18 protein-coding genes are annotated in these 19,965 nt (G+C 72.6%); 12 read left to right on the top strand and 6 right to left on the bottom strand.

What is annotated here, in order from left to right; genetic code table 11:
* Positions 1–35 precede the first annotated feature (35 nt).
* Positions 36–1,667, bottom strand: coding sequence for a malate synthase A (gene aceB / locus ACF08N_RS02480; RefSeq protein ID WP_392322683.1), 1,632 nt, complete (start codon positions 1,665–1,667; stop codon positions 36–38).
* 268 nt (positions 1,668–1,935) lie between these two features.
* Positions 1,936–2,559, bottom strand: a complete 624-nt coding sequence (locus tag ACF08N_RS02475) for an NTP transferase domain-containing protein (protein ID WP_392322682.1) — start codon at positions 2,557–2,559, stop codon at positions 1,936–1,938.
* A gap of 167 nt (positions 2,560–2,726) precedes the next feature.
* Here ACF08N_RS02475 and ACF08N_RS02470 point away from each other — a divergent pair, with 167 nt between their 5' ends.
* A complete protein-coding gene (locus ACF08N_RS02470; RefSeq protein ID WP_392322681.1) occupies positions 2,727–4,649 on the top strand; it encodes a protein kinase in 1,923 nt (640 codons plus the stop codon).
* 132 nt (positions 4,650–4,781) lie between these two features.
* On the top strand, positions 4,782–5,093 hold the full coding sequence (locus tag ACF08N_RS02465; RefSeq protein WP_392322680.1) for a DUF5955 family protein: 312 nt from the start codon (positions 4,782–4,784) through the stop codon (positions 5,091–5,093).
* 47 nt (positions 5,094–5,140) lie between these two features.
* On the opposite strand, the gene ACF08N_RS02460 is transcribed toward ACF08N_RS02465, so the two are convergent.
* Entirely contained in the window at positions 5,141–5,941 is an 801-nt protein-coding gene (locus tag ACF08N_RS02460) for an IclR family transcriptional regulator (RefSeq protein ID WP_392322679.1), read from the bottom strand.
* 395 nt (positions 5,942–6,336) lie between these two features.
* On the opposite strand from ACF08N_RS02460, the gene allB reads away from it, so the two are divergent.
* Together allB and alc are read left to right on the top strand one after the other, a co-directional pair.
* Positions 6,337–7,671 carry an allantoinase AllB gene (gene allB, locus ACF08N_RS02455; RefSeq protein WP_392322875.1) on the top strand — a complete coding sequence of 445 codons (1,335 nt, stop codon included), beginning with the start codon at positions 6,337–6,339 and terminating at the stop codon, positions 7,669–7,671.
* A gap of 3 nt (positions 7,672–7,674) precedes the next feature.
* Positions 7,675–8,796: an allantoicase gene (gene alc / locus ACF08N_RS02450; protein WP_392322678.1), complete on the top strand. Its 1,122-nt coding sequence runs from the start codon at positions 7,675–7,677 to the stop codon at positions 8,794–8,796.
* Between the two features lie 130 nt (positions 8,797–8,926).
* On the opposite strand, the gene ACF08N_RS02445 is transcribed toward alc, so the two are convergent.
* The gene (locus tag ACF08N_RS02445) at positions 8,927–9,658 is read right to left on the bottom strand and encodes an SDR family oxidoreductase (RefSeq protein ID WP_392322677.1); all 732 of its coding nucleotides are present in this window, start codon (positions 9,656–9,658) and stop codon (positions 8,927–8,929) included.
* A gap of 179 nt (positions 9,659–9,837) precedes the next feature.
* On the opposite strand from ACF08N_RS02445, the gene ACF08N_RS02440 reads away from it, so the two are divergent.
* Together ACF08N_RS02440 and ACF08N_RS02435 are read left to right on the top strand one after the other, a co-directional pair.
* Entirely contained in the window at positions 9,838–10,449 is a 612-nt protein-coding gene (locus ACF08N_RS02440; RefSeq protein ID WP_392322676.1) for a dihydrofolate reductase family protein, read from the top strand.
* A gap of 104 nt (positions 10,450–10,553) precedes the next feature.
* The gene (locus ACF08N_RS02435) at positions 10,554–11,471 is read left to right on the top strand and encodes a DMT family transporter (protein WP_392322675.1); all 918 of its coding nucleotides are present in this window, start codon (positions 10,554–10,556) and stop codon (positions 11,469–11,471) included.
* A gap of 339 nt (positions 11,472–11,810) precedes the next feature.
* Here ACF08N_RS02435 and ACF08N_RS02430 read toward each other — a convergent pair whose 3' ends face one another.
* A complete protein-coding gene (locus ACF08N_RS02430; protein WP_392322674.1) occupies positions 11,811–12,020 on the bottom strand; it encodes a hypothetical protein in 210 nt (69 codons plus the stop codon).
* Between the two features lie 146 nt (positions 12,021–12,166).
* On the opposite strand from ACF08N_RS02430, the gene ACF08N_RS02425 reads away from it, so the two are divergent.
* The 4 genes from ACF08N_RS02425 to ACF08N_RS02410 all read left to right on the top strand — a co-directional run bounded on the left by ACF08N_RS02425 (position 12,167) and on the right by ACF08N_RS02410 (position 16,576).
* Positions 12,167–13,396: a sensor histidine kinase gene (locus ACF08N_RS02425; RefSeq protein WP_392322673.1), complete on the top strand. Its 1,230-nt coding sequence runs from the start codon at positions 12,167–12,169 to the stop codon at positions 13,394–13,396.
* Entirely contained in the window at positions 13,393–14,100 is a 708-nt protein-coding gene (locus tag ACF08N_RS02420; protein WP_392322672.1) for a response regulator, read from the top strand. The genes ACF08N_RS02425 and ACF08N_RS02420 overlap by 4 nt, the downstream gene beginning before the upstream one ends.
* Positions 14,101–14,109: 9 nt before the next feature.
* Complete coding sequence (locus tag ACF08N_RS02415) at positions 14,110–15,288, top strand: cytochrome P450 (protein WP_392322671.1); 1,179 nt, start codon at positions 14,110–14,112, stop codon at positions 15,286–15,288.
* Between the two features lie 91 nt (positions 15,289–15,379).
* Entirely contained in the window at positions 15,380–16,576 is a 1,197-nt protein-coding gene (locus tag ACF08N_RS02410; protein WP_392322670.1) for a cytochrome P450, read from the top strand.
* 250 nt (positions 16,577–16,826) lie between these two features.
* Here ACF08N_RS02410 and ACF08N_RS02405 read toward each other — a convergent pair whose 3' ends face one another.
* A complete protein-coding gene (locus ACF08N_RS02405; protein WP_392322669.1) occupies positions 16,827–17,831 on the bottom strand; it encodes a Gfo/Idh/MocA family oxidoreductase in 1,005 nt (334 codons plus the stop codon).
* Positions 17,832–17,986: 155 nt separating this feature from the next.
* On the opposite strand from ACF08N_RS02405, the gene ACF08N_RS02400 reads away from it, so the two are divergent.
* Both ACF08N_RS02400 and ACF08N_RS02395 read left to right on the top strand, forming a co-directional pair.
* Positions 17,987–18,706, top strand: a complete 720-nt coding sequence (locus ACF08N_RS02400) for a GntR family transcriptional regulator (protein WP_392322874.1) — start codon at positions 17,987–17,989, stop codon at positions 18,704–18,706.
* 122 nt (positions 18,707–18,828) lie between these two features.
* On the top strand, positions 18,829–19,827 hold the full coding sequence (locus ACF08N_RS02395) for a sugar ABC transporter substrate-binding protein (RefSeq protein ID WP_392322668.1): 999 nt from the start codon (positions 18,829–18,831) through the stop codon (positions 19,825–19,827).
* Positions 19,828–19,965: the final 138 nt, after the last annotated feature.

Here is a 19,965-nt window from a genome sequence, read left to right as displayed (position 1 = left end):
GTACCGGGGGCGGTGACAGAAACCAACAGGCAGGATCAGCCGACCAGTTGGTCGTACGCGGGCAGCGTCAGGAAGTCCTCGTACTTCTCGTCCAGCGCCACCTTCAGCAGCAGGTCGTGCGCCTGCTGCCAGTTGCCCGCGGCGAACGCCTCCTCGCCGAGTTCCGCGCGGATCGCGTCGAGTTCCTCCGCAGCGACCTTGCGGGCCAGCTCCGGGGTGGCCCGCACTGTCTTTCCGGCGTGCTCGAAGACGACGCCCGCGTTGATCCACTGCCAGATCTGGGAGCGGGAGATCTCCGCCGTCGCCGCGTCCTCCATCAGGTTGAAGATGGCGACCGCGCCGAGGCCGCGCAGCCACGCCTCGATGTAGCGGATGCCGACCTGGACGGCGTTGCGCAGGCCCTCGTAGGTGGGCCGGGCGTCCAGGGAGTCGATGGCGATCAGGTCGCCCGGCGCCACCGAGACGTCCTCGCGCAGGCGGTCCTTCTGGTTGGGCTTGTCGCCCAGGACCGCGTCGAAGGACGCCATCGCGATCGGGACCAGGTCCGGGTGGGCGACCCACGAGCCGTCGAAGCCGTCGCCGGCCTCGCGGTCCTTGTCGGCCTTGACCTTCTCGAAGGCGACCTTGTTGACCTCGGGGTCCTTGCGGGACGGGATGAACGCCGCCATGCCGCCGATCGCGTGCGCGCCCCTCTTGTGGCAGGTGCGCACCAGCAGCTCGGTGTAGGCCCGCATGAAGGGGGCCGTCATGGTCACCGCGTTGCGGTCCGGGAGCACGAACTTCTCGCCGCCGTCACGGAAGTTCTTGACGATGGAGAACAGGTAGTCCCAGCGGCCCGCGTTCAGGCCGGAGGCGTGGTCGCGCAGCTCGTAGAGGATCTCCTCCATCTCGTACGCCGCCGTGATCGTCTCGATCAGGACGGTCGCGCGGACCGAGCCCTGCGGGATGCCGACGTAGTCCTGGGCGAAGACGAAGATGTCGTTCCAGAGGCGGGCCTCCAGGTGCGACTCGGTCTTCGGCAGGTAGAAGTACGGCCCCTTGCCGAGGTCCAGCAGGCGCTGGGCGTTGTGGAAGAAGTACAGGCCGAAGTCGACCAGGGCGCCCGGCACCGGGGTGCCGTCGACCCGGAGGTGGCGCTCGGTGAGGTGCCAGCCGCGCGGGCGCATCACGACGGTCGCGAGCTCCTCGGCCGGGCGCAGGGCGTACGACTTGCCCGACCGCGGGTCGGTGAAGTCGATGCGGCGCTCGTAGGCGTCGATCAGATTGAGCTGGCCGAGGATCACGTTCTCCCAGGTGGGGGCGGAGGCGTCCTCGAAGTCGGCGAGCCAGACCTTCGCGCCGGAGTTGAGCGCGTTGATGGTCATCTTGCGGTCGGTGGGTCCGGTGATCTCCACCCGGCGGTCGTTCAGGGCCGCGGGCGCCGGGGCGACCTTCCAGGAGTCGTCCGCGCGGATCGCGGCGGTCTCCGGGAGGAAGTCCAGCGTGGAGGTGCGGGCGATCTCGGCGCGGCGGGCGGCGCGGCGGGCGAGCAGCTCATCGCGCCGGGGCGTGAACCGGCGGTGCAGCTCTGCCACGAACGCGAGAGCCGCGTCGGTCAGGACCTCTTCCTGCCGGGGCAGGGGCTCGGCTTCGACGATGGCCAGCGGGGACGGCGCTGGTGCGGACATGAGCTGTCACTTCCTTCAGCGAGCTTTCAGCGAGCGATCAATGAGCTTGGTGCGAGCGTCGCGGGCTTCACGAGGGGCGCCGGGCGGCCGCCGGGTCGCCACCGCATGGCACTCAGTGCCGCGGCTTCGAGGTACGGCCGAGGGGCGCCCTCCGATGGTCAGGCGCTTCTGAACAGTGGATAGTAGTTACCGCATGGTGGAAGTTCAATGGTTTGTTGATGTCGAGATTCTCCGGGTCGACAGAACGTGGCGCTCAGTGCCACGCCGTTCACTCAAGGTGCCTCAGGTCTCCGGGCGTGTCGATGTCGTACTCCTCCGCCACGTCGCCGCACTCCACGAGCGTCAGCTCGCCCTCGTGCGCCGCCACGTACGCCCGCGCCCCGCGGTCTTCGACGGCGCTCGCCGCGATGTCCGCCCAGCGGTCCGCACCGAACACGAGCGGATGCCCCCGCCTGCCTCCGTACGCCGCCGCCGCGAGCGCAGCGCGCGACGACCCCGCGGCCCGCACCCGTGCCACCGCCCGCGCGCCGATGCCCGGCTGGTCCACCAGCAGGACCAGCACCGCGTCCACCCCCTCGGCGGGCAGCGAACCGAGCCCCGCCCGCAGCGACGAGCCCATCCCGCTCTCCCAGTCGGGGTTCTCCGTCACGGCGCACCCCGACAGATCCGCCTCCTCGCGCACGGCGCCGGCCGCCGCGCCCAGCACCACGTGCACGGGGCCGCAGCCGCCCTCGCGCAGCGCCCGTACGGCGTGTTCGACGAGCGGCCTGCCGCGGTGCGTCAGCAGCGCCTTCGGCCGGCCGCCGAGCCGCCGCCCGCCGCCGGCCGCGAGCAACAGGCCCGCGACGACGGGTTCCTGGCGTTCGGAGAGCGGCGGCTGAGGATGTGACATGAGGACTCCTTGGTCCATTTCGGGCACGAGGGGCGCCGGCTCATCCGGGCATTTCGCGCGGGCTGCAACCGCGCGGGCCGCCCGAGCCGTCCGACGTGGAGAGTGCGGGGTGACCTTGGATAAGGTTCACCTCCAATACTGAGGTTTGCCAGGGGGATCGAGAGTCGATGAGTGGGCGCGCGCACCAGGGAGCGGTGTTCCAGCCGCTGGGTGAGGACGATCCGAGGACGGTCGCCGGATACAAGATCGCAGCCCGCCTCGGCGCCGGCGGCATGGGCAAGGTCTATCTGTCGTACACCCCGGGCGGCCGGCCGGTCGCCATCAAGGTGATCCGGCCCGACTTCGGCCAGGACGCCGAGTTCCGCCGCCGGTTCGCCCAGGAGGTGCAGGCCGCGCAGCGCGTGCAGGGCCTGTTCACCGCGCCCGTGATCGACGCCGACCCGGACGCCGAACAGCCCTGGCTCGCCACCGCCTATGTGCCCGGGCCCTCACTCTCCGACGCCGTCGCCCAGCACGGCAGACTGCCGGTGGAGACCGTCCTGCTGCTCGTCGCCGGCATCGCCGAGGCCCTGCAGATCATCCACGGCGCGGGCATCGTCCACCGCGACCTCAAGCCGGCCAACGTCCTGCTTGCCGCCGACGGCCCGCGCGTCATCGACTTCGGCATCGCCCGCGCCGCCGACGCCACCTCGCTGACCAGCAGCGGCGTCACCATCGGCACGCCCTCGTTCATGGCCCCGGAGCAGGCGGCGGGCAGTCATGTCACGCCCGCGACGGACATCTTCGCGCTCGGCCAGATCGCGGCGTACGCGGCGACCGGCAGGGCGGCCTTCGGCGAGGGCACCTCGCACGGGGTGCTCTACCGGATCGTGCACGAGGAGCCCGACCTCACCGAACTCCCGGACCAGCTGCGCGAACTGGTCACCCGGTGCATGGTCAAGGAGCCCGAGGGCCGCCCCTCCGTCGCCGAGATCCTGAGCATCTGCCAGGCGGCCAACGGCGAGACGGTGCTGCGCCGCCCCGAGGAGTGGCTGCCGAGCGTGGTGGCCGCCGAGATCACCACCCGCGCGGCCGCGCCGGCACCGCCGGCCACTCCGCCGGGCGGGCAGCCCCCGGTCGCTCCCGCCCAGCCGCCGACCGCCGCCCCCACCCACATGCCCACCGCGCACGCGGCGCCGTCGACCCCGCCGCCCGGTTTCGGCCCCGCGCCGCAGCCGCCCACGCAGCCGCACGGCCACTCCGGTCCGCAGAGCCTGTACGGGCAGCCGCACACGCAGCCGGGCGCCCAGCCCGGTACCCAGCCGCAGCCCCACGTCCAGCCGACGTACGGCTACCCGCAGCCCGGCGTGCAGGGGCCCGGGTACGGCTATCCGCAGACGGCCGCCCACCCGCAGCCCGGCGGCCCCGCCCCCTACAACCCCGCCGCTGCCACCGGACAGACGGCTTCCGCCGCGCCCAAGAAGAAGACGGCGCGCAACCTCGCCATCGCCGTGGCGGCCACGCTGGTGCTGGGCGTCGCCGTCGGCGGAGGTACGTACTTCGCACTGGCCGGTGACGACAAGGGCAAGGAGAACCAGAGCCAGGACAAGGGCGGTTCGGACAAGCAGAGTTCGACCCCCAAGCCGGACGGCACCCCCGCGGAACAGGGTGACGGCGGCAACGGCGTCGATTCGCCGCCGGACGAGCCGGTCGCCGACCCGACGCCGAAGACGCACACCGGGATCAACCTGGTGGACCAGTACCACCTCACCCTCGACGACGATCCCCTCAAGCCCATCGACGACGACTCGCCCTCGGACGTCTACTACAGCGACATCAGCGAGCAGATCCGGACGGAGAACGGCCGGTACATCCTGCTGCGCACCGGCCAGACGGCCGACCTCGACACCTGCCGGACCGAGACGCGCTACGCGACCAGCATCGACCTGGACGTCCTGTCGAAGGGCGCCAAGTTCTGCGTGCTGACGGATGCGGGACATGTGGGTGTGGCGACCTATCAGGGGAAGTCGCCCGACACCGACCCGAGCCAATTCATTACGCTCGATGTCACAGTCTGGCGCAACGCGATCGATCCCGCCCCTTCGTCCTGAATTCTGTCCGTACTGTGGCGCGTCGCGGGCCGGATGGCGTTAACTGGCCCGCACCCCGCGGGCGTTCGGCCCTCCGGCGGAACGCGGTCGCGGGCACCAGGACGTGCGAGGGGCTGGGCTTTGTTGCGGAGCGTGGGGCAGACGCGGGTGACAGGGAGCGGCGAGGATCCGAGAGCGACGCGGTTGCGTGCTGCGGTCGCCCAGCTCCGCCGTGAACTGGCCGGGTATCGTGCAGAGTTCGGCGATCGGGCGATCGCCGAGGACGAACTGGCCGTACTGGCTGCGATGATCGCCGCGGGCGACCCCGAGATACCGCGCATGCGCCGCTCGCTGCTGCTCATCGCGGGCGCGATCGGATCCGTGAGCGCGCTGTCGCCCGCGCTGATGCAGGTGCGGAACGCGGTGGACACGTTCGGCGACGTCCCGCCCCGGCGTCAGGTCTGACGCCGGGGCGGCCCCGGCGGTATGTGTGGGGGCGGGCCCCCAGGCGCTCAGGACTGGGGGGACGTGTTCGCCAGGGCGGCCGACAGGTCGTGCGCGACCTCCTGGAGGATCGGGACGATCTTCTCCGTGGCCTTCTCCGTGACGCGGCCCGCCGGGCCCGAGATCGAGATCGCCGCCGCCGTGGGCGAATGGGGCACGGGGACGGCGAGGCAGCGCACGCCGATCTCCTGCTCGCTGTCGTCGACCGCGTACCCCGCCCGCCGCACCTGTTCGAGCGCGGCCAGGAAGCCGTCGGGCGTCGTGATCGTCTTCTCCGTGGCGGCCGGCATACCGGTGCGCGACAGCAGCGCCCGTACCTCGTCCGCCGGCGTGTGCGCCAGCAGCGCCTTGCCCACGCCCGTGGAGTGCGGCAGCACGCGCCGGCCGACCTCGGTGAACATGCGCATCGAGTGCTTGGAGGGCACCTGTGCCACGTACACGATCTCGTCGCCGTCCAGGAGCGCCATGTTCGCCGTCTCGCCGGTCTCCTCGACCAGGCGGGCCAGGTAGGGGCGTGCCCAGGTGCCGAGCAGGCGGGACGCGGATTCGCCGAGCCGGATCAGCCGGGGGCCGAGCGCGTAGCGGCGGTTGGACTGCTGCCGCACGTACCCGCAGGCGACCAGGGTGCGCATCAGCCGGTGGATGGTCGGCAGGGGGAGGCCGCTGCTCGCGGACAGCTCGCTGAGCCCGACCTCGCCGCCGGCGTCGGCCATGCGTTCGAGCAGGTCGAAGGCGCGCTCCAGGGACTGCACACCGCCAGTGGCGGCGGGCTTGGCTGCGTCGGTGGTGCTGGCGCTGGACGTCGACACGTCGGCGGTCCTTTCGGGCAGGCAGGGCAAGTCAGCAGCCTACCGGGCGTGTGCGCGGGGCACATCGCTCAAGTCGAGGCGTCCTTGCCGGTCAGAGCCCGTTTGTCCGGGTGTCTGCGGGCTTTTCGGGCGGGCCGGCGGCCTCTGGGTTGGGTGAAGCACCCCACATGACAGTGGAATCTTACTTCCACTTTGTGGAAACGTCCAAAAGTGTGCCTCCGGGCGCTCCTGAGTGCGGCTCCGGGCGGGTGGGTCTTGACGGGTGCCGACCGGAAGTGAAGACTCCTTCAACAGTTCGTTGAATTTCTGGGCCCGCCGAAGAGATCGGCGTTCGCCTGCGTTCATGCATGTGAGGGGAGCTGGTGTCCGACGTGGACGTGACCGTGGACGGGACCGTGGACGTGAAGCTGGTGCTGCGCTCGACGCGCGTCGTCACCCCGGAGGGGACGCGCGCCGCGACCGTCGCCGTCGCCGGCGGGAAGATCGCGGCCGTGGGACCGTACGACGCCGAGGTGCCGGCAGGCGCCCGCCTGGAGGACGTCGGCGACGACGCCCTGCTGCCCGGCCTCGTCGACACCCACGTCCATGTGAACGACCCCGGCCGCACCGCGTGGGAGGGCTTCTGGACCGCCACCCGCGCCGCCGCGGCCGGCGGCATCACGACCCTGCTCGACATGCCGCTCAACTCGCTCCCGCCGACGACCACCGTCGAGCACCTGCGGATCAAGCAGGACGTCGCCCGGCCCAAGGCCCATGTCGACACCGGCTTCTGGGGCGGCGCCATCGGGACCAACCTCAAGGACCTCCGTCCCCTGCACGACGCCGGCGTCTTCGGCTTCAAGTGCTTCCTGTCGCCGTCGGGCGTCGAGGAGTTCCCCGAGCTCGACCAGGAGCAGCTCGCCCGCTCCATGGCCGAGATCGCCGGCTTCGGCGGCCTGCTCATCGTGCACGCCGAGGACCCGCACCACCTGGCCTCGGCCCCCCAGCGCAGCGGCCCCAAGTACGCCGACTTCCTCGCCTCCCGGCCCCGCGACGCCGAGAACACCGCGATCGAGAGCCTGATCGCCCACGCCGAGCGGCTGAAGGCGAGGGTGCACGTACTGCACCTGTCCTCCAGCGACGCGCTGCCGCTGATCGCCGCCGCCAAGCGCAGGGGCGTGGCGGTCTCGGTCGAGTCCTGCCCCCACTTCCTCACCCTCACCGCGGAGGAAGTCCCCGACGGCGCCACCGAGTTCAAGTGCTGCCCGCCGATCAGGGAAGCCGCCAACCAGGACCTGCTCTGGCAGGGCCTCGCCGACGGCACCGTCGACTGCATCGTCTCCGACCACTCCCCGTGCACCACCGACCTCAAGACCCCGGACTTCGCATCCGCCTGGGGCGGCATCTCCTCGCTCCAGCTGGGCCTCCCCGCCATCTGGACCGAGGCCCGCAGGCGCGGCCACACCCTCGACGACGTCGTCCGCTGGATGTCCTTCGCCCCGGCGGAACTGGCGGGCCTGAGCACCAAGGGCGCCATCGAGGCCGGCCGCGACGCCGACTTCGCGGTCCTCGCCCCCGACGAGACGTTCACCGTCGACCCCGCCGAACTGCACCACCGCAACCAGGTGACCGCCTACGCGGGCAAGACCCTGCACGGCGTCGTCCGGTCGACGTGGCTGCGCGGCGAGCGGATCGTGGAGAACGGCAACCTGGCCGAGCCGACGGGCCGGCTGCTCGAAAGGAACAACTGAACCGTGTCTGCATCCTCCATACCCTCCTTCACCGGTGACGCCAGCCCCTACGGCGGCGGCGACCCGTACGCCGACTACCGCACGGCCGACTTCTCCTTCACCCGGTACGCCGACCTCGCCGACCGCCGCCTCGGCGCGGGCGTCATCGCGGCCAACGACGAGTTCTTCGCCGAGCGCGAGAACCTGCTGAAGCCCGAAGCCGCCGAGTTCGACCCCGAGCACTTCGGCCACAAGGGCAAGATCATGGACGGCTGGGAGACCCGCCGCCGCCGCGGCCTCTCCGCCGCGCAGCCCCACCCCACCGACGAGGACCACGACTGGGCGCTGATCCGCCTCGGCGCGCCCGGCGTCGTACGCGGCATCGTCGTCGACACCGCCCACTTCCGCGGCAACTACCCGCAGGCCGTGTCCATCGAGGGCACCTCGGTCGCCGGGTCCCCCTCGCCCGAGGAACTGCTCTCCGGCGACGTGAAGTGGACGGTGCTCGTCCCGCGCACGGCCGTCGGCGGCCACGCCGCGAACGGCTTCGCCGTCGACACCGAACAGCGCTTCACGCACCTGCGCGTCAACCAGCACCCCGACGGCGGCATCGCCCGCCTGCGCGTGTACGGCGAGGTCGCCCCCGACCCGGCGTGGCTGGCCGCGCTCGGCACCTTCGACCTGGTCGCGCTGGAGAACGGCGGACAGGTCGAGGACGCCTCCGACCGCTTCTACTCCCCGGCCACCAACACCATCCAGCCCGGCCGCTCCCGCAAGATGGACGACGGCTGGGAGACCCGCCGCCGCCGCGACAAGGGCAACGACTGGATCCGCTACCAGCTGGTGGAGCAGTCCGAGATCCGCGCCGTCGAGATCGACACCGCCTACCTCAAGGGCAACAGCGCCGGCTGGGCCGCCCTGTCCGTGCGCGACGGCGAGAGCGGCGAGTGGCGCGAGGTCCTGCCGCGCACCCGCCTCCAGCCCGACACCAACCACCGCTTCGTGCTGGCGGCCCCGGCGGTCGGCACCCACGCCCGCATCGACATCTACCCCGATGGCGGCATCTCCCGCCTGCGCCTGTTCGGCTCCCCGACCGAGCAGGGCACGGCCCGGCTGACCGCCCGCCACCAGGAGCTCGGCGGCTGACGGCCGCCGCGGGCGGGGAGGCACGACACCCTCCCCGCCTCCGCGCGCGGGGCGCACCGGCCGACAGCAACGGTGCGCCCCGCACGCATGAACGCTTCCGCTGAGCGCTTCCGCTGGGCGCCTCCGCGCTCTAGGCGGAGTGGCCGCCGTCGACGGAGAACTCGGCACCGGTCACGTACGCCGCCCCCTCACCCGCCAGGTACGCGACCATGGAGGCGATCTCGTCCGCCCCGCCGAAGCGGCCGAGCGCCGTGTCCGCCTTCTGCGGCTCCGCGTACGGGCCGTCCGCCGGGTTCATGTCGGTGTCGACCGGCCCCGGGTGGACGATGTTCGCCGTGATGCCGCGCTCGCCCAGCTCGCGTGCCAGGGCCTTCGTCAGGCCGATCAGGGCCGACTTGCTCATCGCGTACAGCGTGCCGCCCGGGCCCGGTACGCGCTGCGTCATGCAGGTGCCGATCGTGATGATGCGCGAACCGCGCGCCATCCGCGCCGCCGCGGCCTGGGAGGCGAGGTAGACGCCGCGGACGTTCGTGGCGAGCACCCGGTCCACGTCGGCGACGGTGATGTTCCCCAGCGGCGCGAGGAGCCCCACGCCCACGTTGTTCACCAGCACGTCGAGCCCGCCGAGCGCGTCCGCGGCACGTGCCACCGCATCGGCCGCCTCGGTCGCGTCCGCCGAGTCGGCGCGCAGCGCCACCGCACGCCGGCCCAGGGCCTCCGCCTTGCGGACCACCTCCTCGGCCGCGTCCTTCCCCGCGGCGTACGTGATCGCGACATCGGCGCCGTCGCGGGCCAGCCGCAGCGCCGTCGCCGCGCCGATTCCGCGGCTTCCGCCGGTCACCAGTGCCACCTTGCCGTTCATCGAAGCCTCCATGGGCGTCCCTGTGAATGGTTGCGTCTTCAATGACAGCGGGGCGGGGCGTCCGGCGCTGGCGGTGATCGGACATCGCGGTCGGCGGGCCGATGAGTTCCGGGCCACAGTGGAGTCAGAGCTGTGACATCCGAGGAAACCCATCTGAACCGCTGTGAAAGGCCCGCATCATGGCAAAGCTCAGCCTCACCCAGTTCGTCTCCCTCGACGGCGTCTACCAGGCCCCCGGCGGCCCCGACGAGGACCGTCGCGGCGGCTTCGACCAAGGCGGCTGGTCCGTCCCGTACGGGGACGAGGACTTCGGCCACTTCATCAACGAGGTCTTCGAACGGCCCGCCGCCTTCCTGCTCGGCCGATACACGTACGAGATCTTCGCCGGCTTCTGGCCCCTGCAGACCGACCCCGCCGACCCGGTCGCGACCAAGCTCAACGCCCTGCCCAAGTACGTCGCCTCGACCACCCTGGAAACCGCCGACTGGTCGGGCACCAGCATCCTCCGCGGCGACGTGGTCAAGGAGGTCACGGACCTGAAGGAGCGCACCGACGGCGAGATCCAGATGCACGGCAGCGGCCGCCTCGCCCAGTCGCTCATGGCGCACGACCTCATCGACACCATCCACCTGCTCGTCTTCCCGGTCGTACTCGGCGAGGGCCTGCGGCTGTTCGCCGACGGCGCGACGCCCACCGCTTTCCGGCACGTCGACGCGAGGACCACCGGCTCCGGCATCGCCATCCACACGTACGACCTGGCCGGCCGCCCCGAGTACGGCAGCTACGCCTGAAACATGTAGCAGCCACACGTCCGGTCCCGGTACGGTGATCACTCCGTGAGCGAGCCGCCGACGTCTCCGCCACGCCTGTCCGCCGGAGACGTGGGAGACCCAAGGTGTCGTCGATCGCCGTACCCGCGCCAGCACTCGCGCCGCGCCGCGCCTGGCTCACCGACCTGCCCGTCCTGCTCGTGGCCGTCGTCTGGGGCGCCAGCTACCTCGCGGCCAAGGGCATCACCACCACGCACACCGTCGTCGCCGTGCTGGTCCTGCGCTTCGCGCTGGTCGTGCCGGTGCTCGTGGTCGCGGGCCGGCGCAGGCTGCGTGCCCTGAGCGCGGCGCAATGGCGCGGGGCCGGACTGCTGGGACTCGTCCTGAGTGGGATCTTCCTGCTGGAGACGTACGGCGTCGTGCACACCTCCGCCACCAACGCCGGGCTCATCATCAGCCTCACCATGATTTTCACCCCGCTCGCGGAAGCGGCCGTGACCAGGCAGCGGCCCGCCCGCTCCTTCGTCGCCGCGGCCGTCGTCTCGGTCGCGGGAGTGGTGCTGCTGACCCAGGGCGGCGGCTTCACCACGCCCTCCCTCGGCGACCTGCTGATGCTGCTCGCCGCCGTCGCGCGCACCGTCCACGTCCTGGCGATGGCCCGCATGAAGACGGTGCGCGGCGCGGACGCGCTCTCGCTGACCACCGTCCAACTAGGTGCCGCGGTGGCCGTGTTCGCCCTGCTGGCGGCCGCCCCGGGGGCGGGTGCGACACCGTGGTCCGTGGCCGCCGGCTTCGGGCCCCGGGAATGGGCCGGGCTGCTGTTCCTGTCCGTGTTCTGCACGCTGTTCGCGTTCTTCGTACAGATGTGGGCCGTACGCCGCACGTCACCGTCACGCGTGAGCCTCCTGCTCGGCACGGAGCCGCTGTGGGCGGCGGCGGCGGGCATCGCGATCGCCGGCGAACACCTGGGCACGACGGGCCTGCTGGGCGCGGCGCTCGTGCTCACGGGTACGACATGGGGCCGCCGCGCGGCGTCCGCGTAGCGGGCGCCCCCGGCGGCGGCGTGCGCCGCGGGGCCGTGTGGCCGTGGGAGCCACCGGACGGCTCGCGCCGCGGGGACGGACATGCGGCCAGGGACGGCTTGTCCCGCGCGCTGCCTCCACCCCCGACCGCCAACCCCGCGGCGTTGCCGGGGCGTTGTCGCCGCCGGGCCGCCTGCGCCGCACTGGTGCGGCGCCGACCGTCAACCCTGCTGGGCCGCTGCTGAGGACCGCTGCCGGCGCGGGCACCCGTACCAGCGCCGCCCGGCGCCGCCGGACCGTGGTCGCCGGTCGCCACCGGGGCAGACCCGCGCCGTAAGGCGCTCCGCGCCGCCCCGGCGCTCAGCCGCCGCGGCCCACTCGGTCCGACGCCACCATCAGTGCGCCGCCGAGCACCGCCAGCACGATGCTCGCGTAGAGCTCGTGGCCGTCCAGGAAGTCCAGGCGCGCCACGACGCCCCAGAGCTTGAACCAGCCGGTGAGCTCGTGCAGTACGCCCGCCGCGCCCCAGACGAACAGCAGGAAGCCGACCACCTCGAGAATCTTCTTCATGCCGGAAGGCTCGCGCGGACCCGTACCCGTGCGCGTCCGGCTTCGGGACACGGGCCGTGCGACCAAAGTCCCGGGTTCCGCGACTTTGGTAGCCACTGCCCTCCGGACGGCCGCATCCCCGCCATCCGCTGCGTAGCTTTGTCGACATGACGCGCACGGAGTACCCCTGGCTGCTGCCGTCGGCCATGTCCGACCCCCTCGACCCCGACGCGGCCCCCGGCCGCGGCACGGCCAGGCCGCGGCGCACCGTGCGCGACTGGATCGTCGACACCCTCTTCTTCGTCATCGCCGCCGGCATCGGCCTGCTGGCCAGCCTGTCGAGCGCGAAGGCCGGCAATTCCGAGGCGGTCGTCCTCGTCGACCAGTTCCTCGGCGCGGCCGCCTGCTGTGCCCTGTGGGTACGGCGGCGCGCGCCGGTCGGACTCGCCGCCGCCCTGGTGGTCGTCGCCGCCGTCGCGCCCGCCGCGGGAGGCGCCCTGATGCTCAGCCTCTTCAGCCTCGCCGTGCACCGCGCCTTCCGGCCCGTCGCCGTCCTCGGAGTGCTCGCGATCGCGTCCGGCGCGGTGCAGGCCGCCGTACGGCCCGACCCGGAGATGTCGTTCCTCGCCTCGACGGTCACCGGCACGGTGCTCGTCCTGCTGATGACCGGCTGGGGCATGCTCGTCCGCTCCCGCCGGCAGCTCGTGAGGGCCCTGCGCGAACGCGCCCGCCGCGCCGAGACGGAGGCCGCGCTGCGGGCCGAGCAGGCGCAGCGCCTCGCCCGCGAGGCCATCGCCCGCGAGATGCACGACGTGCTCGCCCACCGGCTCACACTGCTGTCCGTGCATGCGGGCGCGCTCGAGTTCCGGCCGGACGCGTCCCCGCCCGAGGTCGCCCGTGCCGCCGGTGTGATCCGCGACAGCGCTCACGAGGCGCTGCAGGATCTGCGCGAGATCATCGGCGTGCTCCGCGCCCCCGGCGAGAACGACGGACCGGAACGGCCGCAGCCCACCCTGACCACGCTCGACGCGCTGGTGGCCGAGTCCCGGCAGGCCGGGATGAAGGTCGCCCTCGACTCGACCGTCGCCGACCCGGCCGCCGTGCCCGCGGCCACCGGCCGCACCGTGTACCGCATCGCCCAGGAGGCCCTGACCAACGCCCGCAAGCACGCGCCCGGTGCCGAGGTGACCGTCGCCGTGCACGGCGGCCCCGGCGACGGACTCTCCGTGGAGATCGTCAACCCGCCGCCGGCCGGCGAGGTCGAGCCGGTCCCCGGTTCGGGCCAGGGACTGATCGGGCTGACGGAACGCGCCACTCTGGCGGGCGGCCGCCTGGAGCACGGAGCGACGGCCGACGGCGGCTTCCGGGTGGCGGCCTGGCTACCGTGGCCCTCATGACCATCCGTGTGATCGTCGTCGACGACGACCCCCTGGTACGGGCAGGCCTGTCCTTCATGCTCGGCGGCGCCGACGACATCGAGATCGTCGGGGAGGGGGCGGACGGTTCGGAGGTCCCCGGGCTCGTCGACCGGCACCGGCCCGATGTCGTCCTGATGGACATCCGCATGCCCGTGACGGACGGTCTGAGCGCGACCGAGGCTCTGCGCGCGCGGCCCGACGCACCCGATGTCGTCGTCCTGACCACCTTCCACGCCGACGAGCAGGTGCTGCGCGCCCTGCGCGCGGGCGCGGCCGGCTTCGTCCTGAAGGACACCCCGCCCGCCGAGATCGTCGCCGCCGTGCGCCGGGTGGCCGCGGGCGACCCGGTCCTGTCCCCGGCCGTCACCCGGCAGCTGATGGCGCATGTGGCGGACGGCGGCGGCACAGGCACCGGCACGGGCTCCGGCACCGGCACGCGCCGGCAGGCGGCCGCGCAACGACTGGCGGCGCTCGCCGAGCGCGAACGGGAGGTGGCCGTCGCCGTCGGCCAGGGCCGCTCGAACGCCGAAATCGCGTCGACGCTGTACATGAGCGTGCCGACGGTCAAGACCCATGTCTCACGGATTCTGGCCAAACTGGGGCTCAACAACCGTGTCCAGATCGCGCTGTTGGCCCATGACGCCGGGCTGCTCGACGAGGACGGTCCCCAGAAGTCACCGTAGGCTGGGCAGATGACGATCGTCGAGCTCGCCGACTTCGGTGCCGACTTCATCGCGGACCCGTATCCGTACTACGCGCGCCTGCGCGAGGCCGGGCCCGTCCATCAGGTGCGGGGCGCCGACGGCCGCCTGTTCTGGCTGATCGTCGGTCACGAGGAGGCGCGGTCGGCGCTCGCCGACGCACGGCTGTCCAAGAGGCCGGGCACGGTCGGCGTCACCATGCTCGACGAGCAGGTCATCGGCCCCAACCTGCTGGTGCTCGACCCACCCGACCACACCCGGCTGCGCAAGCTCGTCGCGCGTGAGTTCACCGGCCGGCGCGTCGAGGCGCTGCGCCCGAGGATCCAGCAGATCACCGACGAACTGATCGACGCGATGCTGCCGGCGGGCCGCGGCGACCTGGTCGACGCGCTCGCCTTCCCGCTGCCGATCATCGTCATCTGCGAGCTGCTCGGCATCCCGGCCGCCGACCGCGACGACTTCCGCAAGTGGTCCAACGAGATCGTCGCCCCCACCGGTGCCGAGGCCGAGGCGGAGGCCGTGCACCGGCTGCGCGACTATCTCGACGAGCTGATCGAGGACAAGCGGTGCGCGGGACCCGCCGACGACCTGCTCTCCGCCCTGCTGTGCACGCGTGCCGCGGACGACGACCGCCTCTCCACCGCCGAACTGCGGGGACTGGCCTACCTGTTGCTGATCGCGGGCCACGAGACCACGGTCAACCTGATCTCCAACGGCATGCGCGCCCTGCTCACCCATTCCGATCAACTCGCCGCCCTGCGGGCCGACTTCTCGCTCCTCGACGGCGCCGTGGAGGAGATGCTGCGCTACGACGGCCCGGTGGAGAACGCGACCGTCCGCTTCAGCGTCGCCCCCGTCCCGTACGGCGACACCGTCATCCCGCCCGGCTCTACGGTCCTCGTGGGTCTCGCCGCCGGTGACCGGGACCCGGGCCGCTTCCCGGACCCGGACCGCTTCGACATCCGCCGCGACACCCGGGGCCATCTGGCCTTCGGCCACGGCATCCACTTCTGCCTGGGCGCGCCGCTGGCACGCCTGGAGGCCCGTGTCGCGATCCGCTCGCTCCTGGAGCGCTGCCCGGCGCTCGCCCTCGACGACCCCGCCGGCGCGTACGAGTGGCTCCCCGGCCTCCTGATGCGCGGCGTCCGCCACCTGCCTGTGCGCTGGTAGGCCGGCGACCCACGGCCCGGGACCGTGGCACGAGCCGCTCCGGCCGCGCGTTCCCGTGGCACACCACACCTGACGATGTGAGAGGAACGCCGTGACCACCGAAGCCGCCACCGTGGATCTCGCCGCGCTCGGCGCGGACTTCACCCGCGACCCCTATCCCGTCTACGCCGCGTTACGCGCGCAGGGGCCCGTCCACCGGGTCCGGCTGCCCGAGGGCCACGAGGCCTGGCTCGTCGTCGGCTACGACGCCGGCCGCGCCGTACTCGCCGACGACGCGCTGTCCAAGGAGTGGCGCAACGCCGCCCCCGACCTCGGCACATCGCAGCTGTCGTCCGGCATCACCATGCTCAGCGCCGACGCGCCCCGGCACACACGCCTGCGCAAGCTCGTGGCGCGCGAGTTCACCATGCGGCGCGTCGACCAGCTGGCCCCGCGCGTCCAGCGAATCACCGACGGCCTGCTGGACCGCATGGGGCCGACGGGCAGCGCCGACCTCGTCGACGCGTTCTGCTTCCCGCTGCCCATCGCCGTCATCTGCGAACTGCTCGGCGTGCCCTTCCTCGACCAGAGCTCCTTCCGGCGCTGGTCGAACACGGCCCTGGCGTCGACCGACCGCGCCGAGCGCGAGGCGGCGGCCGGGGAACTGACGCGGTACCTGGCCGGGCTCCTCGACGAGAAGCGCGAGAAGCCGGGCGACGACCTCCTGAGCGCGCTCATCCACCAGGCCGACGGGGACGGCGATGACCGGCTCAGCGGCGACGAACTGATGGGCATGGCCTGGCTGCTGCTCATCGCGGGCCACGAGACGACCGTCAACCTCATCTCCAACGGCGTCCTCGCCCTGCTCACCCACCCCGATCAACTGGCGGCTCTGCGGGCCGACTTCTCGCTGATGGACGGCGCCGTGGAGGAGATGCTGCGCTACGACGGGCCGGTGGAGACCCCGACGTACCGCTTCACCGTCGAGCCCTACGAGATCGGCGGCACCGTGATCCCGGGCGGCGGACAGCTGGTGCTGGTCGCCCTCGCGGACGCCGACCGCGACGGGGCCCGCTACCCCGAGCCGGACCGCTTCGACATCCGCCGCGACACGCGGGGCCATCTGGCCTTCGGCCACGGCATCCACTACTGCCTGGGGGCGCCGCTGGCGCGCCTGGAGGCCCGTGTCGCGATCCGCTCACTGCTCGAACGCTGCCCGGACCTGTCCCTGGACGCGCACCCGGCCGCGCTCCCGTGGCGCACGGGCATGCTGATCCGCGGCCCGGAATCCCTCCCGGTCCGCTGGTAACGCCACGCGGCGGTGCGACGCGCTTGCGGGGCTCTGCCCCGGACCCCGCGCCTCAATCGCCGGCGGGGCTGAATGCGTGCCCCCGTGCGGCGGCCCCGGTGCGTTGCCCGGCGTGGGCGCGTGGCCCGGTTCCGGGCCTCGTCCCCGGCCCGGGCGGGGGCCACGGCCGCCAGGCCGTAGGGCTACGGGGTCCGGGGCGAAGCCCCGGTTTCGGGAAGGGGCGGGGTGGGGGAAGCGCGCCCCCGGGGCATCAGCCCGCCGGGATCTCCTCCACCCGCACCGGCCGCCGCTCCCGCCGTGACAGCTCGCACGCCTCCGCCACCCGCAGCGCCGTCAGCGCCTCGCGGCCGTCGCACGCGTTCTCCGCCTCGCCCTGCACGAGGCGGATGAACGCGTCCAGTTCCGCCTCGTACGCGGGAGCGAACCGCTCCAGGAAGCCCGGCCAGGGGTTGTCCACCGGCGGCAGGCCCTTCGGCTCCGTCGAGCTGATCGGCGTACGGTCGTCCAGCCCGACCGCCACTTGGTCGAGCTCCCCGGCCAGCTCCATCCGTACGTCGTACCCCGCACCGTTGCAGCGTGTCGCCGTCGCCGTCGCCAGCGTGCCGTCGTCCAGGGTGAGCAGCGCCGCCGCCGTGTCCACGTCGCCCGCCTCGCGGAACATCGCAGGCCCCCCGTCCGACCCGGCCGCGTACACCTCGACGATCTCGCGGCCCGTCACCCAGCGCAGGATGTCGAAGTCGTGGACGAGGCAGTCCCGGTACAGGCCGCCGGACAGCGGCAGGTAGGCGGCCGGCGGCGGCGCCGGGTCGGAGGTGATCGCCCGTACGGTGTGCAGCCGACCGAGCCTGCCCGAGCGCACCAGCTCGCGCGCCGCCGTGTACCCCGCGTCGAAGCGGCGCATGAAACCGAGCTGCAGCTCGGTGCCTGCCTGCTCCACCGCGCGCAGCGCCCCGAGCGTCCCGGGCAGGTCCAGGGCGATCGGCTTCTCGCAGAAGGCCGGCAGGCCCGCACGGGCCGCGCGGGCGATCAGGTCGGCGTGCGCGGCGGTCGCCGAGGCGATCACCACGGCGTCCACGCCCCAGGCGAAGACCTCGTCGGCACTCGGCGCCGCGGTGGCGCCGCAGCGGTCCGCCGTCTCCACGGCGCGCGCCGCGTCCGTGTCCGCCACGACCAGTGAGCCGACCTCGCGATGGCGGCTCAGCACCCCCGCGTGAAAGCTGCCGATACGTCCCGTGCCGATCAGTCCGATGCGCATGGCCCAAAGGTGAAGGCGGCACAGCCGCCTGTCAAGACTTTGTCCTGACAATCGAACCTCACGACTTCCCGTCAACATGGCGTGCGACTACGCTCGCCCACGTGCCCAAGCAGCCCAGTCACGAGACGGAACCGTCCCTCTCGCTCGCGTTGAGCGTGGACCGCACCAGCCCGGTCCCGCTCTACTTCCAGCTCGCGCAGCAGCTGGAGGCGGCGATCGAGCGGGGGGCGCTGACGCCCGGCACGCTGCTCGGCAACGAGATCGAGCTCGCCGGCCGTCTCGGCCTGTCCCGGCCCACCGTCCGGCAGGCCATCCAGTCCCTGGTCGACAAGGGCCTGCTGGTGCGCCGGCGCGGCGTGGGCACCCAGGTCGTGCACAGCCAGGTCAAGCGCCCGCTGGAGCTCAGCAGCCTCTACGACGACCTGGAGGCGGCCGGCCAGCGCCCCGCCACGGTGGTACTGAACAACACCGTCGAGGCCGCGAGCGCCGAGGTCGCCGCCGCGCTCGGCGTCGCCGAGGGCAGCGAGGTCCGGCTCGTCGAGCGGCTGCGCTACGCCCACGGAGAGCCGATGGCCCGGCTGCGCAACCACCTCCCCGCCGGGCTGCTCGACTGCGACACCGCCGAACTGGAGTCCACCGGGCTGTACCGGCTGATGCGCGCGGCGGGGATCACCCTGCACAGCGCCCGCCAGTCGGTCGGCGCCCGCGCCGCCGCCGAGGGGGAGGCGGAGCTGCTGGGCGAGGAGGCGGGGGCGCCGCTGCTCACCATGGAGCGCACCACGTTCGACGACACGGGCCGTGCGGTCGAGTTCGGGTCGCACATCTACCGGGCCTCGCGCTACGCCTTCGAATTCCAGCTGCTGGTGCGTTCCTAGGCACCGCCCGCGCACCCCTGCCGCGTAAGAATGTTCGGACAAAGTCTTGACGGGCTCGCGGGGCCACCGTAGAAACTCACCCAGCCGCAACCCGGCGGCCGGGTAAGGAGGCGGACCCCACCATGCGTCGCACACCCCGCACGGCAGCAGCACTGCTCGCCGCGAGCGCCCTGGTCGTCATCGCCGGATGCAGCAGTTCCGGCGGGAAGGAGGGCAACGAGAAGCCCTCCTCGGACGGCGGCGGCGAGGCCGCGAAGACACCCCGGATGAAGATCGCCATGGTGACCCACTCGGGCCAGGGCGACACCTTCTGGGACATCGTCCAGAGCGGCGCGAAGGTCGCGGCCCGCAAGGACAACGTCCAGTTCCTCTACGCGGCGAACCCCGAGGGCAAGGAGCAGGCCCAACTGGTCCAGACGTACATCGACCAGAAGGTCGACGGCATCGTCGTCACCCTCGCCAAGCCGGAGGCGGTGAGCGACGTCGTCAGGAAGGCCGTCGCCGCCGGCATCCCCGTCGTCACCATCAACTCGGGCGCCGAGTTCTCCAAGGGCCTCGGGGCGCTCAGCCACATCGGCCAGGACGAGTCGGTCGCCGGTGAGGCCGTCGGCGAAGAGCTCAACAAGCGCGGCAGGAAGAAGGCCCTCTGCGTCATCCACGAACAGGGCAACGTCTCGCTGGAGGCGCGCTGCGCCGGGGTGAAGAAGACCTTCGAGGGCACCGTCGAGAACCTCAACGTCGAGGGCACCAACATGCCCGCGACCACCTCGTCCATCGAGGCGAAACTGCAGAGCGCGAAGGACATCGACGCCGTCGTCACCCTCGGGGCGCCCTTCGCCGCCGCGTCGGTGAAGGCCAAGGACGGCGCCGGCTCCGATGCGGAGATCAACACCTTCGACCTCAACGCCGACGTGGTGAAGGCCCTCAAGGCCGGCGAGATCGCCTTCGCCGTCGACCAGCAGCCGTACCTGCAGGGCTACCTCGCCGTCGACGAACTGTGGCTGAACAAGGTCAACCGCAACGTCATCGGTGGCGGCAGGCCCATCCTGACCGGTCCCGCCCTCGTCACCGACAAGGACGTCCCGGCGCTGGAGAAGCTCACGGCAGCCGGCACCCGATGACGCACCCGCCCCGCACCGCGCCGCCTCCCGCGGCGCCCCGCACGCCGCACCTACCCCGCACCGCGGCGCACCCGATGCCGACCCGGCGACCAGGCGTGACCCATACTTGGGCGGCCGGGTCGGGTCGCCCCGATCACC

Source organism: Streptomyces sp. NPDC015127, assembly GCF_043080095.1.
Taxonomy (GTDB): Bacteria; Actinomycetota; Actinomycetes; order Streptomycetales; family Streptomycetaceae; genus Streptomyces.
The sequence above is the reverse complement of the archived record's forward strand: the minus strand, read 5'-3'. Positions and strand labels throughout refer to the sequence as shown.

Coding starts and splice junctions, on each gene's coding strand:
- aceB (WP_392322683.1), bottom strand. CDS start 1,667: ATGTCCGCACCAGCGCCGTCCCCGCTGGCCATCGTCGAAGCCGAGCCC.
- ACF08N_RS02475 (WP_392322682.1), bottom strand. CDS start 2,559: ATGTCACATCCTCAGCCGCCGCTCTCCGAACGCCAGGAACCCGTCGTC.
- ACF08N_RS02470 (WP_392322681.1), top strand. CDS start 2,727: ATGAGTGGGCGCGCGCACCAGGGAGCGGTGTTCCAGCCGCTGGGTGAG.
- ACF08N_RS02445 (WP_392322677.1), bottom strand. CDS start 9,658: ATGAACGGCAAGGTGGCACTGGTGACCGGCGGAAGCCGCGGAATCGGC.
- ACF08N_RS02440 (WP_392322676.1), top strand. CDS start 9,838: ATGGCAAAGCTCAGCCTCACCCAGTTCGTCTCCCTCGACGGCGTCTAC.
- ACF08N_RS02430 (WP_392322674.1), bottom strand. CDS start 12,020: ATGAAGAAGATTCTCGAGGTGGTCGGCTTCCTGCTGTTCGTCTGGGGC.
- ACF08N_RS02425 (WP_392322673.1), top strand. CDS start 12,167: ATGACGCGCACGGAGTACCCCTGGCTGCTGCCGTCGGCCATGTCCGAC.
- ACF08N_RS02420 (WP_392322672.1), top strand. CDS start 13,393: ATGACCATCCGTGTGATCGTCGTCGACGACGACCCCCTGGTACGGGCA.
- ACF08N_RS02415 (WP_392322671.1), top strand. CDS start 14,110: ATGACGATCGTCGAGCTCGCCGACTTCGGTGCCGACTTCATCGCGGAC.
- ACF08N_RS02405 (WP_392322669.1), bottom strand. CDS start 17,831: ATGCGCATCGGACTGATCGGCACGGGACGTATCGGCAGCTTTCACGCG.
- ACF08N_RS02395 (WP_392322668.1), top strand. CDS start 18,829: ATGCGTCGCACACCCCGCACGGCAGCAGCACTGCTCGCCGCGAGCGCC.